The organism is Paenibacillus sp. LBL (assembly GCF_029893715.1).
In the GTDB taxonomy this organism is placed as follows: domain Bacteria; phylum Bacillota; class Bacilli; order Paenibacillales; family Paenibacillaceae; genus Paenibacillus_AQ; species Paenibacillus_AQ glucanolyticus.
The window spans coordinates 635,976-655,228 of record NZ_JARXYU010000001.1 but is presented as its reverse complement, the minus strand read 5'-3'; the positions used below and the strand labels follow the sequence as shown (position 1 = coordinate 655,228).

At 51.5% G+C, this 19,253-nt stretch carries 14 protein-coding genes; 10 read left to right on the top strand and 4 right to left on the bottom strand.

Going from position 1 to position 19,253, the window contains the following annotated elements:
* The first annotated feature begins 6 nt into the window (after positions 1-6).
* The 7 genes from M2277_RS03125 (at position 7) to M2277_RS03095 (ending at position 9,732) form a co-directional block, all read left to right on the top strand.
* Positions 7-1,635, top strand: a complete 1,629-nt coding sequence (locus M2277_RS03125; protein WP_280754103.1) for a response regulator transcription factor — start codon at positions 7-9, stop codon at positions 1,633-1,635.
* 230 nt (positions 1,636-1,865) lie between these two features.
* Positions 1,866-2,624, top strand: a complete 759-nt coding sequence (locus tag M2277_RS03120; protein ID WP_280754102.1) for a DUF899 domain-containing protein — start codon at positions 1,866-1,868, stop codon at positions 2,622-2,624.
* A gap of 317 nt (positions 2,625-2,941) precedes the next feature.
* Positions 2,942-4,456: a sugar ABC transporter ATP-binding protein gene (locus tag M2277_RS03115; protein ID WP_280754101.1), complete on the top strand. Its 1,515-nt coding sequence runs from the start codon at positions 2,942-2,944 to the stop codon at positions 4,454-4,456.
* A gap of 17 nt (positions 4,457-4,473) precedes the next feature.
* Positions 4,474-5,526 carry an ABC transporter permease gene (locus M2277_RS03110; RefSeq protein WP_280754100.1) on the top strand — a complete coding sequence of 351 codons (1,053 nt, stop codon included), beginning with the start codon at positions 4,474-4,476 and terminating at the stop codon, positions 5,524-5,526.
* 4 nt (positions 5,527-5,530) lie between these two features.
* Complete coding sequence (locus tag M2277_RS03105; protein ID WP_280754099.1) at positions 5,531-6,520, top strand: ABC transporter permease; 990 nt, start codon at positions 5,531-5,533, stop codon at positions 6,518-6,520.
* 85 nt (positions 6,521-6,605) lie between these two features.
* Positions 6,606-7,655, top strand: coding sequence for a rhamnose ABC transporter substrate-binding protein (gene rhaS / locus M2277_RS03100; RefSeq protein WP_006211878.1), 1,050 nt, complete (start codon positions 6,606-6,608; stop codon positions 7,653-7,655).
* 823 nt (positions 7,656-8,478) lie between these two features.
* Positions 8,479-9,732: a right-handed parallel beta-helix repeat-containing protein gene (locus tag M2277_RS03095; protein ID WP_006211877.1), complete on the top strand. Its 1,254-nt coding sequence runs from the start codon at positions 8,479-8,481 to the stop codon at positions 9,730-9,732.
* Between the two features lie 241 nt (positions 9,733-9,973).
* On the opposite strand, the gene M2277_RS03090 is transcribed toward M2277_RS03095, so the two are convergent.
* A complete protein-coding gene (locus M2277_RS03090; RefSeq protein ID WP_148246742.1) occupies positions 9,974-10,861 on the bottom strand; it encodes a LysR family transcriptional regulator in 888 nt (295 codons plus the stop codon).
* A 132-nt stretch (positions 10,862-10,993) separates the two neighbouring features.
* Here M2277_RS03090 and M2277_RS03085 point away from each other — a divergent pair, with 132 nt between their 5' ends.
* Positions 10,994-11,668 (top strand): O-methyltransferase, encoded by a 675-nt coding sequence (locus M2277_RS03085; protein WP_006211875.1) that lies wholly within the window; start codon positions 10,994-10,996, stop codon positions 11,666-11,668.
* Positions 11,669-11,940: 272 nt separating this feature from the next.
* On the opposite strand, the gene M2277_RS03080 is transcribed toward M2277_RS03085, so the two are convergent.
* From M2277_RS03080 to M2277_RS03070, 3 genes are all read right to left on the bottom strand, one after another.
* Positions 11,941-15,108, bottom strand: a complete 3,168-nt coding sequence (locus tag M2277_RS03080; protein ID WP_148246743.1) for an MMPL family transporter — start codon at positions 15,106-15,108, stop codon at positions 11,941-11,943.
* Positions 15,105-15,557: a MarR family winged helix-turn-helix transcriptional regulator gene (locus M2277_RS03075; protein ID WP_036641467.1), complete on the bottom strand. Its 453-nt coding sequence runs from the start codon at positions 15,555-15,557 to the stop codon at positions 15,105-15,107. The genes M2277_RS03080 and M2277_RS03075 overlap by 4 nt, the downstream gene beginning before the upstream one ends.
* 188 nt (positions 15,558-15,745) lie before the next feature.
* Complete coding sequence (locus M2277_RS03070; RefSeq protein WP_006211871.1) at positions 15,746-16,939, bottom strand: oxalate decarboxylase family bicupin; 1,194 nt, start codon at positions 16,937-16,939, stop codon at positions 15,746-15,748.
* Between the two features lie 243 nt (positions 16,940-17,182).
* Between M2277_RS03070 and M2277_RS03065 the strand changes: the two genes are divergently transcribed.
* Both M2277_RS03065 and M2277_RS03060 read left to right on the top strand, forming a co-directional pair.
* Complete coding sequence (locus M2277_RS03065; protein WP_148246744.1) at positions 17,183-18,574, top strand: four-carbon acid sugar kinase family protein; 1,392 nt, start codon at positions 17,183-17,185, stop codon at positions 18,572-18,574.
* Between the two features lie 22 nt (positions 18,575-18,596).
* Positions 18,597-19,253 (top strand): GntR family transcriptional regulator, encoded by a 657-nt coding sequence (locus M2277_RS03060; RefSeq protein WP_280754098.1) that lies wholly within the window; start codon positions 18,597-18,599, stop codon positions 19,251-19,253.

Below are 19,253 nucleotides of genomic sequence, written 5' to 3'. Positions count from 1 at the left end.
AAGGGGATGGAAGCCATACGCACGATCATCGTAGATGATGAGGCACGGATCCGCAGAGGCATTGGACGGTTATTGTCTACTTGCGAAGGAAATTGGGAAGTCGTTGCTGTGCTCTCAAGCGGCTTGGAGGCGCTGGAGTATATGGATCAAAGCCATGGCGACATCGATCTGTTGATTACAGATATCAGAATGCCGGATATGGACGGGCTGACTCTCGTGAAGGAGGCGAAGCGCCGATACACCTTCTACCCGGTTATGATCAGCGGGTACAACGATTTTGAATATATGCAGACCGCCATCCGTGAAGGAGCGGTGGATTATATTATGAAGCCGGTTGACCGGGAGCAGTTCCGGCGACGGATGAAGGAGATCAGTGCGATCATTCTCCAGAATAAGCGAAACCGCCTGCATCTCCATAAGATGGAGCGGGAATTGAAATTAACGCGGCAAACGCAAATGCTGAGTTACGTCACTTCCGCGGGACTGGATATGGGAAGGCTCGGTTACTGGGTGGAGGATTTTCCGAAGGGCTTGTATGTGCTGTTATATATAAGTCTTGATCCGGTACCGGTCAAGTCCAGAAGCTATACCTCCAAGGATTGGGAGGCCTTTGATTATGCGATGGAAAATATCATCATCGAGGTAGCGGACCGTATGCAGGAGCAATACGAGGGGCGGATGGAAAGATGGTGCTGGAAGGGCGGCGATTCCGACTACTGGGTGATGCTTCACAGTAATGGAAACCCGGAAGCCACTGAAATCGAGCAATCGGCCAGTGATTTATCTGCAAGCATTCGTACAGCCATCGCGCTGCATACGCCATTTAGTGTGTCGGTGTCCTACGGCAATCGAATGGAGGATCTGTATATGCTTCCAGAGGCGCGGCAGCGATCCCTGTCGCTGATGAATTACCGCTTGCTCTACGGCAGTAACCGGACCTTTCACGATGATATGGCCGATTGGGCGGTGGAGCGGATGGATAGTGAGCTTGCCCATTTCGCCCACCGGCTGCGGGCGGTGGCGGAGCAAGCCAATACGGAGGAAGCCGCTGCCTTGTCGCAGCAATTTTTCCGGCGGCTCAGTCAGATCAGCTCCCCGATGACGATTCAATATGCGGTACAGAACGCCTATATTCAAATCCATTCCGTAGGCATTGAATATGTCAGCGGTGATACCGTACCGGTATCGCTCGAGAAGGGGATTCAGTCGTTATCCCGGGCGGCACATTTACATGTGTTGAAAAAGGAGCTGGACACGCTGATTCTTGATGTCATATCCCTGGTGCGCGACTCCCGCCAGAGCGGCAGCCTTAAGCCGGTGGAGCAGGCGAAAGCCTGGATCATTGCCCATTTGGGGAGCGATCTTAGCATAAAATCCATTGCCGATCGAGTGTACATGAATCCTTCCTATTTCAGCAGAACCTTCAAGATGCAAACCGGTGTCACGGTGCTGGATTACATTACAAATCTGCGTATGGAGAGGGCCAAAGAGCTGCTGACTGACGCTAAACATAAGGTTTCGGATGTATGCAGTTTAGTCGGATATCAGGATGTGAAGTACTTCAGCCGGCAGTTTAAGCAGCGGTACGGGGAGACGCCTTCGAAGTACAGGGAGCGGCTGGAAGGAGCAGATTAAGAATGAATATCGTGCAGAAGCGAGACGGCCCCTGTCATTTGTGATGGAGGCTGTTGTAGTACCGACATGTGTGGTGCGCTTGTCGATTAAAATATTCATGAAGTGGATACCGGCATAATAGCAATTGATAAGAAATGACGACATGTTGTAATTGGTAGACTAAGGTTAGTCTAATCTCATTCTCATCCATTAAAGGAAACTACTTTATTCACTTAGGAAGGGGAAGCATTATGAACAGGATCAAAGGAGAATTACCGAAAATCGTGACACGAGACGAGTGGCTAGCGGCCCGCAAAGAGCTGCTGACCAAGGAGAAGGAAGCTACCCGCGCGCGGGATGCACTGAACGCCGAACGCCGCCGACTGCCGATGGTCGAGATTGACAAGGAATACATTTTTGAGGGGCCGGACGGCAAGGCAAGTTTGCGCGACCTGTTTGACGGCCGAAGTCAGCTTATTGTCGGCCATTTCATGTTCGCTCCTGACTGGGAGCAGGGATGCTCGAGCTGCTCGGCCGGAGCTGATGAAATGTCAAGCGGCCACCTCCGGCATCTGCACGCCCGTGATACGTCTTTTGTGTATGTCTCCCTTGCCCCGCTAGCGAAGATTGAACGGTACAAAGAACGCAAGGGATGGACGTTCCCTTGGTATTCCTCGTACGGCAGCGATTTCAACTACGATTTCCATGTCACGCTGGACGAATCCGTCACTCCGCTCGTGTACAATTACCGCAGCAAGATCGAACACGCTCAGGTCGGAGAATCCATATTTGAGGGTAAGCAGCCGATGGAAATGCCCGGTCGCAGCTGCTTCCTGCGGGACGGTGACAGAATCTTTCACACCTACTCGGTCTACGCCCGCGGACTCGAGCAAGCTGGCGGCTCGTACTATTTTCTCGATGAGACGGCGCTGGGTCGGCAAGAGTTTTGGGAGGAGCCCAAGGGCCGTACGGTCGCCCCAAGGGGCGCAGTCCCTAACTTCTTGGATTGACTTGCGGCGTGGTTATTCCCAATTAGCAAGCCTCGGTGCTGAAAACCGGCCTTTTTGAACACGCACTGATTATTCAATGCTCCAGTTATGTTCGATCCAAAAAAGCTCCCCGTCAATGATGAATTGATGAGGGGCTTTTTTTTATGGGGAGTGAATGCAAACAACGCAAAGAGAATGAAGAAAACGCAAATGTAGTCAGAAATGACCCCCTTCATAACCGGATTGTCTACTACAAGGAAAGCGCTTTAATTAGTAACCTAGGATCAGTACAGTAAACTGCGAAACAGCCAACAAAACAGGATTCGGAGGGGTGAGCGATGGCTGAGTACATTCTGGAATTGAACGGAATCACCAAAATTTTTCCCGGCATCAAGGCGCTGGATAACGTTTATTTCAAGCTCAAGCCAGGCGAGATTCACGCATTGATGGGAGAGAACGGCGCGGGTAAATCCACCTTCATCAAAGTCATTACCGGCGTATATCAGCCTGACGAAGGCGAGGTTTTGTTGAATGGAGAGCATGTAGAGTTTAAGACACCCAATGCTGCCAAGGATCAGGGCATCGCTGCCATATATCAACACGTTACCTGTTATCCGGATCTGTCGGTGACGGAGAATATCTTTATGGGGCATGAAAAAGTAAAGCGGGGAACGAAGCGGATTCTCTGGCAAGAGATGCATGAGGAGGCGCAGCGGCTGCTATCCGAGCTCGGGGCAACCTTCAGTGCCAAGACGCTGATGGGGGCGCTCAGCATTGCAGAACAGCAGATCGTAGAAATTGCCAAGGCGCTGTCCTCCAATGCCAAGATCATCATCATGGATGAGCCGACCGCAGCGCTGACCAACCGCGAAAGCGAGGAGTTGTACCGGATAACCGAACAACTGCGGGATAAGGGAGCTGCCATCATCTTCATTTCCCACCGGTTTGAGGACATGTACCGGCTTGCCAGCAAAGTTACCGTGTTCCGCGACTCCAAATATATCGGAACCTGGAATGTGAATGAGATCTCCAATTCGGATCTGATTGTAGCAATGGTTGGACGGGAGATTACCCAGCTGTTCCCCAAAAAAGAAGCAGCCCTAGGGGAAGAATTGCTGCGGGTAGAAGGGCTGTCGAAGACGGGGTATTTTGCGGACATCAGCTTTATGCTCCGTCGGGGCGAAATATTAGGCTTGACCGGCCTCGTAGGAGCGGGAAGGACGGAGGTATGCCAGGCGTTGTTTGGAATCGAACCCTATGATGAGGGCAGCGTTTTCTTCAAAGGGCAGCCTGTTCGAATTCGGAGTCCGCTTGATGCGATGCGCAAGGGAATCGGATACCTGCCGGAGGATCGGCAGAAGCAAGGGCTGGTGCTGGACTGGAGCATTGCACGCAATATTACATTGTCCTCGCTGGAGCATGTGAGCAAGCGGGGGACGATCGATACGGCCGCGGAAGCGGATATAGCCAAGCGAATTGCCGAGAAGGTCGGTGTGAAAGCCAAGAGTATATTCGATCTGGCAAGCTCGCTCTCCGGCGGCAATCAGCAGAAGGTGGTATTCGCCAAGCTGCTCACCAGCGAGCTGGACGTCATTATTCTGGATGAACCGACCAAGGGGGTCGATGTCGGCGCCAAATCATCTATCTATGAGATGATCAGCGATCTGGCCGCGCAAGGTTACGGCATTATCATGGTTTCTTCTGAAATGCCGGAGATTATTGGCATGTGCGACAGAGTTGCTGTCATGCGCGAGGGACGAATCAATGCATTTCTGGATCGTCCTTCAATTTCGCAAGAGGCGATTTTACAACATGCGATGGCGGATGAAGCTCCCCTGAATAAACGAGCATAGAAGGTGGGAGAGAACCTATGGAAGACAAGGGCACAGGTGCAACAATCGCAGCTTCACAGCCCGCTACGGGAGGGACAGTCAAGACACGATCTTTTGCATCGAATATTTCGAAGTTCAGGGAAGTGGGGTTGCTCGGTTTCATCGTGCTGTTATCGATTGCGGTGCAGATCAGGAACCCGAGCTTTCTGACCCTTGAGAACATCAGCGATATGGCAACCAATACGGCTATATTAAGCATTTTGGCAGTAGGGATGATGCTGGTTATTGTCACTCGGGGCATTGATCTGTCCATTGGTGCCATTTTAGCGCTGTCCGGTATGACTGCAGCACTCACAGTCGGGGCATTCCCGGACCTGCACCCGGCACTGGTCATTATGCTGGGAACGGCGGTAGGTTGGATCAGCGGGTTGGTCGTAGGTTTCCTGGTGGCGAAGGTGGGCATTCTGCCGATTATTGCGACACTCGGGATGATGAATGTGTTCCGAGGGTTGACGTATATGATCAGCGGGGGAAAATGGGTCAGCGCCCATCAAATGCCGAGCAGCTTCAAAGGCATTGCCACCGGCAGCTTCCTCGGCGTGAACAACCTGATTCTCATTGCCATTGTTATTTATCTGGTTGCGTATTATTTCATTCAGCATACTCGTACAGGTCGACAAATTTATGCGGTGGGCAGTAACCCCGATTCCGCCCAGATCAGCGGGATCAAGTCGAAACGCATTATCTGGCTGGTCTATGCCATTATGGGCTCCTTGGCCGGTCTGGCAGGGGTGCTGTGGGTATCCAAATTCGCGTCCGCCCAAGGGGACACGGCATCCGGGTACGAACTAAGCGTGATCGCAGCCTGCGTGCTTGGCGGTGTCAGCATCGCTGGCGGCTTGGGCAAAATATCCGGCATTCTCTTAGGCTCCATCCTGTTTGGCATCTTGAATAATGCTCTGCCGCTAATCAACGTATCGCCATTCTGGCAGATGGGCATTCAGGGAGGCGTCATTCTGATTGCCATTTTGGTGAATGCGTTTGTGAAGCGCGGGGTAGACCGAAGTCATTTGATGAGGAGGAGAATTTAAGACGATGGAAACAAGAGTGCTCATCCATAAACAGGATTTTTCCTGGAAACGCTTCTTTCTCCAATGGGAATGGATGCTGGTTCTTCTGTTTATCGCAATCCATGTCATGAACATGAATTTGTCCGAGTATTACTGGGATTCGGCAAATCTGCGTGATGCCACCATGGGGTTTTTGGATAAAGCGTTCATTGTACTCCCGATGGTGTTCATCATGATTCTGGGGGATATCGATATTTCGGTAGCTTCGATCATCGCTCTGTCATCGACGGTGATGGCTGATCTGTATAACCATGGTGTGCCCATGAGTTTTGCCATGCTGGTCTGTCTTGGTGTCGGTATCCTCTGCGGCTTCATTAACGGTCTGCTGATCGTGAAGTTTAAAGAGCTGTCAGCGGTCATTGTGACCTTGTCCACCATGATCATTTATCGGGGTATTGCTTACATTATGCTGGAGGATCAGGCTGCAGGCTCGTTCCCGGAATGGTTCAGCTTCCTCGGCTGGGGTTACTTGGGCCCGATTCCCTTCATTCTGATTGTATTTGCTATCTTTGCCGCAGGGTTCGGCTGGCTGCTCCACAAAACGAAGTTCGGGCGCAGCGTGTATGCGATGGGCAGCAATTCGACGGCAAGCCGTTTCTCCGGTATTCAGGTGAATAAGATCAAGATGATGGTGTTTACCTTGACCGGGCTCATGTCGGCAATTGCCGCCTTGTTCCTTGCCTCCAGAATGGGCAGCACCAGACCGAATGTAGCGACAGGCTACGAGTTGGACGTCATTGCCATGGTAGTACTTGGCGGTATCAGTACAGCAGGCGGGAAGGGGCGCATGATCGGTGCGATTTTGGCGATATTCCTGATTGGCTTCCTTCGCTACGGACTCGGACTTGTTAACGTACAGGCCCAGGTGCTGCTCGTTATTATCGGACTGCTGCTTATCGTTGCCGTAGCTGTTCCCAAGCTGAAATTTGGCAAAGGGTTATCACGTAAGGGCTAGTACGGATTTACATGTTGGTAGCTGCTGGCGTGTCAAGCGTCGGTGATACGCATAGAACATGATATATAAAAGGGAGGAACGACGGATGAAGAAGTGGGTATCCACCATACTGACAGCGGTTATGGTCATGAGCTTGCTGGCGGCATGCAGCACGAAAGCGCCTGGAGAGAGCAGTGCTTCTGCGGGAGATGGCAACAAGGACGGTAAGAAAAAACACGCCATTATTTTCAAAAACACAGGAAATCCATACGGTGAGAAAATGATGGAGGGTTTCAAGAATGCGGTGGAGGAGCAAGGGAATGAAGCTATTCTGAAGGCTCCGGATCAACCGACAGCTGAAGCGCAGATTCAGATGATCGAAGAGCTGATCTCACAGAAAGTCGACAGCATCTCCGTGGCTGCCAACGACGAGGATGCCTTGCAGCCAGCGCTGAAAAAAGCGATGAACGCGGGAATTCAAGTGCTGTCTCTGGATTCGGCACTGAATCCGGCCAGTCGAAAAGTCCATGTCAACCAAGCCGACCCTGAGCGTATCGGTCGTACCTTGATTCAAGGGGTAGCCGAAATGATTGGCAATGAGGGACAGATTGCCATTCTGAGTGCGACATCCCAAGCATCAAACCAGAACATCTGGATCGAATGGATGAAGAAGGAACTGGAAGATCCGAAATACAGCAGCATCGAGCTTGTCAAAGTGGCTTACGGGGATGACCTGCGTGATAAGAGTGTGTCCGAGACGGAGGCTCTGTTGAAATCGTATCCGGATCTCAAGGGGATCATCGCTCCCACCACCGTCGGTATCGCTGCGGCAGGCAAAGTGCTGACTGATAAAGGCCTGAAAGGCAAGGTGCAGCTGACCGGTCTCGGGCTTCCAAGCGAGATGGCCGAGTACATTCAGAGTGGTGTCAGCCAGTGGATGTATTTATGGAACCCGATTGATGTTGGTTATATGACGGGTTACACGGCGGATGCTTTGGTCAAAGGCGATATTACCGGGGCCGTAGGCAACAAGTTTACGGCCGGCGAATTGGGTGAGAAGGAGATTGTCGCCGACGGTGAGGGTACGCAGATCATGCTGGGCGATCCGTTCAAATTCGACGCCTCGAATATTGCCGAGTGGAAAGACGTGTACTAATAGCACGCCGCGTAAGGCTGATAAGTTAAGGCGCTCTGTGCATTAGGGGCGCAGCTTGAGCATGTTAAGTGATGGGCGAGTAAAGTAGAGAGCAAGTAAAGTAATAAGTAAGTGAAGTAGTGAGCAAGAAAAGTAGAGAGCAAGTAAAATGATGAGCATGTAAGTAATGAGCGAGGAAGCCGATCCAGCCGGATCGGCTTTTTAAAGTTGAACAGATCGTCAGGCTGTATGAAGCGCCGATTGATCGGATTTCAGAATGTATTCACCGGCGAGGACATGGAGTGATTTCTAACGGACACAGCAGGCGTATTATCGAAAAGCTCCTATCACAATTGTAACGGACAGTAGGCGTTATTAGAACCTCTCATTCGAAAGCAACGGACACAGTAGCCGTTATTGTTGTGAAAAACCTCTGATCCCAATGCAATGAAGACAGTAGCCAAAAGCTCCTATCCCAAAAACAACGGACACAGTAGGCGTTATAGTCGTGAGAACCTCTTTTGCAAATATAACGGACACAAGAGGCGTTATTTTCGTGAATAAGCCTCTTTTCCAAATGTAACGGACACAGCAGGCGTTATGAAGTCGTTTCATCGCTTGTTTGCCTCTTTTTTGTGTAAATAACGCTCTTCAGGTCCGTTATCTTTTTCAAATGGAGCATTTCTTTCGAATAGCGCCTTCTCAGTCCGTTAGGGATTCAGATTTGGATCATAACATTTGTTTCGACATCCATAGAATATTTTGGTTCTCGATCTCATTAATATGATAATGTCGCTGATCGGTTACGATGGCGAACGAATTCATAAAGGGGATGATGAGATTTATGAAGAAGGCACGCTCACGTTCGCGCAGGCTGAAGAAAACGACCATGACTGTCATGGCACTGCTGCTGTTGCTGGGCACGTTTGTTACATGGGGCACCGCGAGCGCCGAACCGCAAACCTCGCCCGGTGAGGCGTCAGCCGGTGAAGTTGCGGTGCTTGCCGAGTGTGCGGCCGTACCATGGAGTACAGGAAGCGCCTATAGCAGCGGGGCCGAGGTATCACATGCAGGCAAGCTATGGAGGGCCAAGTGGTGGACGACAGGCGAGGAGCCAGGTACAACCGGACAATGGGGAGTATGGGAAGACAAGGGGCCATGCGGACCGGGTGAAGGGGATGGCGGAGGAAGCGCTCCGCCGGAGGTGCCTTCTGATGCGATTGCATGTTCCACAACATCCTGTCTACAGAGTGCATTGAAGAATGTGGTTCCTGGTAAACGCATCGTTCTGGCGCCGGGTACATACGCAGGGAGCTTCTCGTCCACGGTTAAAGGGACTGCACAGCAACCGGTTGTCATTGAGAGCCAGGATTCGGCGAATCCGGCCATTATTTCTGGTTACTCTACGGGCTCGGGGTATAGCTTACGGGTTCAAGGTGACTATTGGATCATCCGAAACTTGAAGTTTACCAATGCACAGAAGGGCATTCTGCTGGATAATTCCAATTACAGCCGCATAACGAGTGTGGAGGTTTACAATATCGGTTATGAAGCTGTGCATTTTCGGGACGGCACCTCGTACAGCACGATTGAGAACTCTCGTATTCATAATACCGGCAAGACAGGCGCGGGCTTCGGAGAAGGCGTATACGTAGGTTCCGCGGAGGGAGCGAGCTACAACCAGAACACCCACTACAATACGATTCGTAATGTCACTTTCGGTCCAAATATTACGGCAGAGCACATCGATATCAAGGAGAGATCCATCGGGACATTGGTGGAGAATTGCACCTTCCATGGCGAGGGAATTAGCGGCGCCAATTATGCCGACAGCTTCATCGATGTGAAGGGGAATAACGCGATTATTCGGAATAATGCGGCTTATCAGAATGGCAACAGTGTCATTGTAGATGCGTTTCAGCTGCATGAGATCGTTCCAGGATGGGGGATCAATAATACCTTTACGGGCAATACCGTTTACTTGAGCGATCCAGCTGTGTACGTAATCGGTGCGTATAATAATACCTCAGCTACGGCCTCTCAGAATACGAGAAGTCCGGCAGGGAACATGTACAAGGGGAACGTAACGGTCCAGTAGCCGTGGAGGAAGCACCCGAGGTAACGACAAAAACAATGGTCTGTATCTGTGTAGCGGCATACGAAGAGTTTAGTAGCCGTGGAGGAAGCACCCGAGGTAACGACAACAATGACAGACCCGTATGCCATGAATCGGCATGCGGGTCTATCGTTGTCGTAACATACTGGTTACCATCGCAGATGAATTTCGTGGGTAATTTAGCAGGCTGAGAGGCAACCAGACCATTCTCGCGCATCAGGCGTCAGGACTGATCCCGAATCATATCCACGAAGTTCATGGCTGCGGCGGATAAAGGCTCTTGTTTGCGGGTGCAGACCGCGATGATATTTTGCAGCTGGATTCCTTCGACATACACCCGGCTAAGCTCTCCGCGCTCCACGTATTCGCGCACAACAAGCGAAGATACGAAGTTGGCACCGTATCCGGCAATGACGGCGGTGATCGCTTCATGCAGACCATTGAATTGCAGCGCGATGCGCGGCGAAGGGGCGCTATGGGTACGGCATAAGGCCAGTAACCGTTCACGGGTTGAGCTTCCCTCCTCCCGCATCACAAAAGGCTCCCTCATCATCTCATCAAGCGAGATATGCAGATTGGCAAAACGGTGATCCGGTGATACCACGAACCACAGCTCATCCCGAAACAATTCTTCGGTCTGAATCTCATCTGGAGATTCTTCAGGCAGCCCTCCATAGATGGCAATGTCGACTTCCATATTCAGCAGCTGCTTAAGCGCATCGCTGGAGTTGGTCGTTGTGATACTCATCTCCACGCCTTCATACTGCTGTTTATATCTCGCTAACCAGGCCGGCAGCAGGAAGTGGGAAGGGAGATAAGTGGCGGCCAACCGGATATGTCCTCTCGAACCGCTTCGAAAATCCTGACAGAACTGCTCGATCTGCAACTCAACGGAGAAGAGTCTTTTGGCAAGCGGGACAAGCTCCTTTCCGGCTTCCGTCAGAGCGATGCCTCTACCTTGCGGTTGAAGCAGGGTAAGGGAAAGTTCTCTCTCAAATTTCTTGACTTGGGCGGTAATGGCGGGCTGGCTTATATTTAACAGTTCGGCAGCGCGGGTAACACTACTTGTCGTTGCTATGACATGGAATAATCTTAGCGCGTGTAAGTTCATGTGAAGTGCTCTCCCTCCATTTATATATTTAAGTTATATAAACAAATAAAAGATATATTATATCTATAATAATAAATCACATACAATGAATTTGTAAGAACCATGATTAATGAACAAGAGGAGGAAATCAAAATGAAAACGAATGATGTCACGACGTGGGGAAAAGTGGACGATTACGTTACGGAGCGCTTGATCCCTTACGATGAGGTGCTGGAGCAGGTGCTGCTCGCAAACCGGGAGGCTGGCTTGCCCGAAATCGACGTATCCCCGGCTCAGGGAAAGCTGTTGAATGTCATCGCCCGTATCAAGGGAGCAAAGCGCATTCTGGAGATCGGAACGCTTGGCGGATACAGTACGATCTGGATGGCAAGAGCGATCGGACCGGAGGGAAAACTGATTTCACTGGAGCTCGATCCGTTTCATGCTCAGGTTGCCAAATCCAATGTGGCATTGGCAGGGCTTGAGGATAGAGTCGAAATCCGGGTAGGCGATGCGTTGGTGCAGTTGGAGCAGTTGGCTAAGGAGAAGGCAGAGCCGTTCGATCTGGTCTTCATTGACGCCGATAAACCGAGCAATCCGAATTATATGAAATGGGCGTTACAGTTCTCGCGTCCGGGTACCGTTGTCATAAGCGATAATGTCATTCGGGATGGAGAAGTGATCGACCATCACAGCACGGATCCTCGGGTGCAAGGCATCCGCAAGTTCATGGATATGCTCTCCGGCGAGCCGGCCATTTCCGGGACCGCTATTCAAACCGTGGGAAGCAAAGGGTATGACGGATTCTACATTGGTATTGTACAGTAGGCAGCAATATGAGATCGCACTAAGCCCTTAAACGGAATAAGACATACGCTGAAAAGGCAAACCAGGAGAAGCCATGTATCGGAACGCAGGAAAAAAAGAGCTGCACCCAAGGTAAGTTATACCCTGGTGCAGCCCTTTGTTGTGTTTAACCAGCATGCACGGTCCGTGTGAAGCACCGGATAAGCCTGGAGAAAGAGAAACTGCCGCTCACATGCAAGGCGCTTCTTTTTCATAAAAGAAGGCAGATCAGCATGCATGTTCGTGCGCTTGAATTACATCTTCAGATCATGTCCTTTACTAGAGGATTCGCTCCGCTCTTTGGGAGTGAAGGGCCACCAGTTGGCCCGGCCGAAGATGCGTACCATGACCGGTACGAAGAATGGCAGGAATACCAGTGCATAGAGCACAAGGCCAACCAGAACCACCGTTGCGATCTGCATCATCGACAGTACGCCGGATGGATACATTGCTGCAAATGTACCGCCAAGGATGACCATGGCAGACAGGATCACCGTACCCATATTGCGCATGGCATGAAGAATGGCGTCCTGAACATCCCAGCTCTTATTCTCGTTGAAGCGTGCCATCAGGAAGATGCTGTAGTCCACCCCGAGTGCGATCAGCATGACAAAGCTGAAGAACGGCGTGGCCCAGGTGATGCCGGAATATCCGAAGCCGTGGACAAAGATCATCTCCGTAACACCGACTGCGGTAAAGTACGTAATGACCAATGAAACAATCAGATAGATCGGCATCACGATGGAGCGCAGCAGCACGACCAGAATGATGAAGATCCCGCTCAGCATGAGAATCACGGTCCGCGTGTAGTCTTCATTCGAAATATTCTGCAGGTCGTTGTTGGTGCTGGTGATGCCGCTGATGGCAACTTCGGCGTTCTCCAGCTTCGTATCCTTCACGGCACGATCGACTGCGGTTTGGATCTGCTCGACGCTGCCTAGCGCTTCTTCGCTGTATGGATTGGTAGCCAAGACAACATCCAGCGTCATCACTTTGCGGTTATCGGTCAAGTAGGTATCAAATACGGTCTGAAATTCTTCATTCTCAAGCGCTTCCTGCGGAATGAAGAATCCGCTGAGCTCTTCATCCTGAACATCCTGAATCTGCTGCAGATAATCCTGGGCGGAATGCAGTCCGTCCGAGATTTGTTTCAGCCCGTCGGCACTGGAATTCAGGCCTTCGGTCAGCTCTCCGATCTGCCCGGTCAGATCGCCAAACCCGTCGGCAAGCTGCTTCTGACCGCCCTGAAGCTGATCCAGCCCACCTGTAATGGAAGGGATTTGACCTATGATCTGGCCTTGCCCGCTAGCTGCCTGGGAGAGGCCGGATTGAAGCTCACCGATACCGGACACCAGCTGCTGGAGTCCGTCGGCAAGCGCCTTTTGCCCGGCGGCCGCTTTAGCGTATCCGGTGTTCGCTTCCGATAAGCCGGCGGATGCGCCCTTGAGCTGCTCGGAGATCTGTCCAAGACCCGCAGCCAACTCGGCAGTACCTGCTGCTGTTTGTGTTACGGTTCCCTTAATGGTTTGGTAGTCGGTATCTTGAATTAGCTCCGGATAGTTGCTCTCAAGGCTTGTGAAGGAACCGTCAAGTCCGCCCAGTGCAGCAGCTACGCCACCCAGCTGCTCCTGAAGTCCGGCAACGCCGCCGTCAAGAGCTGTTAATCCGGTATCAAGCTGTTTATAGCCCTGGAGCAGCTGGGCATTTGCGGCAGCTAACTCTTTAGCGCTCTGCGCAGCTTGCGCAAGTCCGGATTTAAGTTCGCCGGCGCCCGCACTTCCGCTCTGAATACCTTTTTGAATGGTGCTGAGACCTTGACCAAGTTCGGTAATGCCGTCCTTAAGATCGGCGGTTCCCTTGGTCAGTTCTTTGGCCCCCGCTGCGGCTTCATTCAGTTTAGGCGTATTTTCGCTGAGCTGTTTGCCCGCTTCGGATAATCCATTCTGAATTTGAGTCAATCCGTCTTTGGACTCTCCCAACCCTTCATTTAACGTTTTGACCTGCGTTGGGATGAGGAAATCATTAATTTGCTCGCCGGTTGGACGGGAGAGACTGCGGACGCTGGATACCCCATCAACCTTTTCCACCTCACGGCTGATTTTCTCCGCGAGTCCCATATATTCCGCCGTATCCATTCGATCATCATTCTTGATTACGATCGTGGAGGGCAGCGATTGCCCTGGACCGAAGCTGTCCGAGATAATGTTAAAGCCCTTGACCGAAGCGTAACTTGGACCGATCTCCTCCAGACTGTTAAACGACAGCTTGCCGCTGTACGTAACAAGGAAAGGGGCTACGATGACAGCCACGACCAGCAGTGCAGCCCAAGGACGCTTGAGAGAGAAGGAGCCTGCTGCTCCCCATAGTTTGTTCTCGCTGTGCTCAAGCTTGCCGCGTGACGGCCAGAACAGTTTCTTGCCAAGCACCGCCATGAAAAACGGTACGACCGTAACCAACGCTAGAAGCATAACCGCGATGCCGATCGCAACCGCAACCGCGGATTTGTAGAGAATGAATTTCGATAAACCGATGGCGGCAAAACCGACAAATACGGCAAGCCCGGAATAAAGCACGGTCCCTCCGGCTTTCCGATAGGTCTCGATGATAGCCGATTGCGTATCTTCTGATGCCGTCAGTTCTTCCTTGAACCGACTGATCAGCAGGATGCAGTAGTCGGTTCCGATCCCGAACATGACGGCGACCATGAAGATCTGGGTGAAGCTCGATATCGGGAAGTTAAACTGGTCCACGAGAAAAGATACAACCGATTGTGACACAATGTAACTGAGTCCTACGGTCAACAGTGGAACGAATGGCGCTACAAAGGAACGGAATACCACGAATAGAATGAGGAGAATAAAGACAACCGTAATATATTCCGTTTTCTTCAGGCCTTCTTCGGAGCTGACGATGGTATCTTCATTAATGAGGCCTTCACTTGTCAGGTAATGATCGGCTTGAACGCCCTCCAGCACCTCATTGACCTTATCGGGAAGTGCCTTTACAGCCTCTTGGCCCCCGCTGACCTGCAGTGCGACCATGATGGTCTTGCCGTCCTTTGCAATCAGGGTGTCTTCCAGCTCCGTCTGCGTGAACGGTTCATTGATGGAATCGATGTGGAGGCTTTCTTTATTGTCGTTTAAGGCTTGAACGCCTTGCCGGATACTATCCTTGTCCGCGGTGCTTAGCCCGTCGGGCTTGTTGAAGACAAGTGCAACCTGATGCAGGGTTTCTCCGCCTTCTCCGCCGGATGCTTCCTTGAGAATTTCTGTGGCCCGCGACGAGCTGTATCCGTCAGGTACGGATAGCTGACCCTTCTCCCGAACCAGGTCTGACATGGAAGGCGCGAGCATAAACAGCACAACAGCCGCTGCCAGCCATAGAACGATGATTGCCCATCTTGCTTTCAGTATGGCTTTCAATTTTTTCTCCCTCCTGATTCAAACATCAACTGCCCCAGCTTCTCGAACATCGAGATGAACATTTCAATATCTTTTTCTTCAAAATGCTGCAAGTAAGGGGAGATGATCTCCCGCACCTGCTCCTGGGCTGACTCAAAAATGGAATTGCCGTATTCCGTTAACGACAAATACACCAGCCTTCGGTCCGCTTCGTCCCGGGTTCGGTCAATAATGCCTGCATCCACCAGACGATTGACGATGGCGGTGATCGAGCTCTTACCAACGGCAAGCGTCTCAGCCAAATGGGATGAAGTACAGTGATCGATGCTGTTGATCAAACGCACAACCTGAAACTGGTCATGGGTCAGATCCTCTCCGAGATGCTCCCGAATCTGGGCGTTGATCCGGCGGGTTACCAGCAGGTAGACGTCCACATACCGGTCGATCCATTGCTTTGCCTTATCGTTCAAGGATAGTTCTCCTTTCGAATAGTTCACGTGTGAAATAGTTTCATTAATGAACTATATGGCAGAAGGAAAGAAAAGTCAAATATCAGAATGGGAGCAAACAGACCGCCATGAAGGAGTCTCCTTGGCAGGTCTGTATTATGTAACTTAACTGTTGAAGAACCGGCCCCGTTCAAACAGGAGTTAGAACTTTACCTTGGGTAATACGAGAATCCCGGATATTTTACAACAGGCCATTTTTCTTTACGTAAAGCATCGGTTACATCGGGTCCGACTCTCAGATTATCCTGGACCAGGTCCCGAGGAGTCAATGCCATCCATTGATTCAAGGATACATCCTCGAACCGGTCGCTTCTGAACATTTCCAGAAACCATAGCGATTCCGTGCCCGTGTTCTGGATGTAGTGGCCAAAAGCAAATGGAACATATCCCACATCACCGGCTCTGTAATCAAAGGTCCGTGCCGTGCCGTGGCCCGCGAATACGGTCATGCGTCCCTGTCCGGACAGGTAATACTGCCATTCATCCTGATTAGGGTGCCAATGGAGCTCCCGCATGGCGCCTGGTTTAATCTCGACGAGGGCAGCAGCAATGGTTTTGGAGATCGGGAAATTACTGGAGTCCACGATTCTTACACTTCCGCCAGGGGTTACGATCGGTTCTTGCGCCAGCAGGCGGTGCTTGAAGCTGAGCGGCACGTTCCCGTAAGGCGACTGGACCTCCTGGCTTTCAAGCGAGCCCGGAACCTGATCCTGAAAAATGTAGACCTGTTTGTCCGGGATATGGTCAAATGCGTTCTCCGGTACGCCGAAGTTGGCAGACAACACATCCTTGGGGGTATGGGCAAACCAATCGGAAATCGACAAGGTATTGAGATCCGAGAAGTGGCCGTTGTCAAACACAAGCAGGAATTCACAGCCCTCCTCCAGTCCCTGGATGGAGTGGGGGAGACCGGCGGGAAAATACCACAGATCGCCTGGACCCACGTCTGCGATGAAATTTCTTCCGTTTTGATCCACGGACGTAATTCTGGCGCTGCCCCAGATCATGTAGGCCCATTCCGCCTGCTGATGCCAATGCAGCTCCCGCACGCCGCCGGGCGTAAGGCTCATATTGACGCCGGCAAGTGTGGTGGCAATCGGCAGGTCCCGCACCGTAATTTCCCGCGACCAGCCACCATGATTGAGCTGCATATGCGTGTCGGAGAAGGACATTTTCAGATTGGGCATTAAGCCCGCATCCGTAGCTGGAGGCACAAGCAAGTCGGGATTCTCGATATCCCTCATCACGTCCCGCGGGCCATAGTCAGGCCCGCCGGCTCCGTCACTGCGTATTGGCTGAGGCACATGATGCTGATTCTTTTGGTTATGGCTCTGATTCCCCATGAATTTTGTTTCTCCCTCCACGTGTTCATTTATCTACGAACATCCGATTAAAACTGCTATCTTTTATGATTATGAGGGGGTGCTTGACTAATATGAGGGTTAAATGCGGCACACGATGAACCCCTATGCCATGATGTTTATCACTTGCAAACGAAAAGATTGTTGACTTTTGAAAGCGCTGCACATACAATAGGTCTCAAATAGATCTATGATAGATCTATCATAGATTCAGGAGGGACAAGCATGAACAACAATGAGCTGCTGCTTGCTTTCTATGGTGATGACTTCACCGGTTCGACGGATGCGATGGAGGCACTGGCCAGAAGCGGTTTCCGCACGGTATTGTTTCTGGAAGCACCTTCGCTTGAGCGGCTGAAGAAGTTTGAAGGCATTCGCTGTGTAGGTGTAGCAGGTACAAGCAGAGCCAAATCTCCAGAGGATATGGAGGCCGAGCTTCGGCCTGTATTCGAGAAGCTGTCCATGAGCGGCGCACCGCTCGTCCACTATAAGACATGTTCAACCTTCGATTCTTCTCCAGAGGTTGGCAGCATAGGCCATGCGATTAGGGTGGCAAGAGACTATTTTCCTGACCAGGTTACGGTTCCGCTGCTGGTCGGCGCGCCCCGTCTCGGACGTTATACGCTGTTTGGCCAGCATTTTGCGAAAATGCATGATACGGTGTACCGTTTGGATCGGCACCCCGTGATGTCGCAGCATCCTTCCACTCCGATGCATGAGGCGGATTTGCGTCTTCACCTTGCCGAGCAGACCTCAGAAGTGATCGCTTTGATGGATATCGTAGAGCTTGACGGAGACCAGGATACGGTTCATCACCGATATCATGATAAACTGGTAGAGAAACCGGGAATTCTGTTGTTTGATGCTCTGGATGAAGACAGGCTCAAGCGATGTGGGGAGCTCATTCAGGGTAAGCCGGAAGGGGCGGGAACGTTTGTTGTCGGTTCCTCTGGCGTTGAATATGCTCTTGCTGCTCATTGGGATGAGCTTGGACTTAGCTCGCACTCATCGGAGAACAACGGACCTGATGCCCGTATTCAGCCAACCGATACAATTCTGGTTATGTCAGGGAGTGCATCGCCCGTCACTCAGCTTCAGATTGAGCGGGCGATAGCCGAAGGTTTTCATGGAATACGCATAACGCCGGACCTGATGCAGAATACGGATGAAACGACCCTGTCGGAATGGATCCATCAAGCAGCGGACAAGCTCGCTGAAGGACAGAGCGTGGTGCTGTACACTGCACTTGGTCCTGAGGATGAAGCCATCGGAGAGACACGCAGCAGGTTGAATTCGCTTGGGCTGTCCGGAGCGGAAACCGGTGAGTTTATCGGGAGACGGCTTGGCAAGCTGACCAAACGGATCATGGATCAGAACCCGGGCCTTCGCCGTGTTGTCATTGCTGGAGGAGATACCTCCGGTTTTGTCACCAGTGAAATGGGTGTATACGGGCTGGAGATGATATGGGATGTTTCACCGGGCGCTCCACTGTGCAGGGTATATTCAGACGATGCCAGACTTGCCGGTCTGGAACTGGCGCTTAAGGGTGGGCAGCTGGGATCACCGGATTATTTTATTAACGTGCGGGATGCCGGTTCGCTTGAACCGGATGAATAGCCCAAGATAGGAGAATACACGAATGACGATGGATAAAAGCAAAGGGGCAGCATCTTCTCTTCTGTTAAAGGATGTGGCCTACAATGAAATCAAGGAAAGCATTCTGAATGAGAAATTTGAGCCGGGCCGATTTTTGTCCGAGAGGGAATTGATTGAGCTGCTAGGGATGAGCAAGACGCCGATTAAAGCGGCACTGACACGGCTGGAGACCGAGGGGTTTGTCACCGTTTCCTCGAAGCAGGGCATCATCATTAATGATCTGTCCGTGAACCGGATTGTGGATATATATGATTTGCGGATTGCGCTTGAGACGTTCAACTGCCAGCAGATCGAAACCAGACTCACGCCTGAACAGGAGAAGGAGCTGGAAGGCAATCTGGAAGAAACGGCAGAAATCGTCAGCCGACTTGATGTGAAGAATTTTGCCCAGGCCGACCATGACTTCCACCTGATTATCTGCGAATGCACGGGCAATCAGGAGATTCACCGGGTGCTGCTGAACTACCATGATCATCTGCAGCGGATCACGCGCCGACATTTGCGGAAGGATCCGCATCGGATGGAGAAGTTCATGGAGGATCATTGGAAGATTTACGAAGCGCTGAAGACCGGCAAGGAGAGCAGTGCGGACGTGATGCGCCGTCATTTGCAGGAATCGAAGCAAGCGCTTTTTATATAA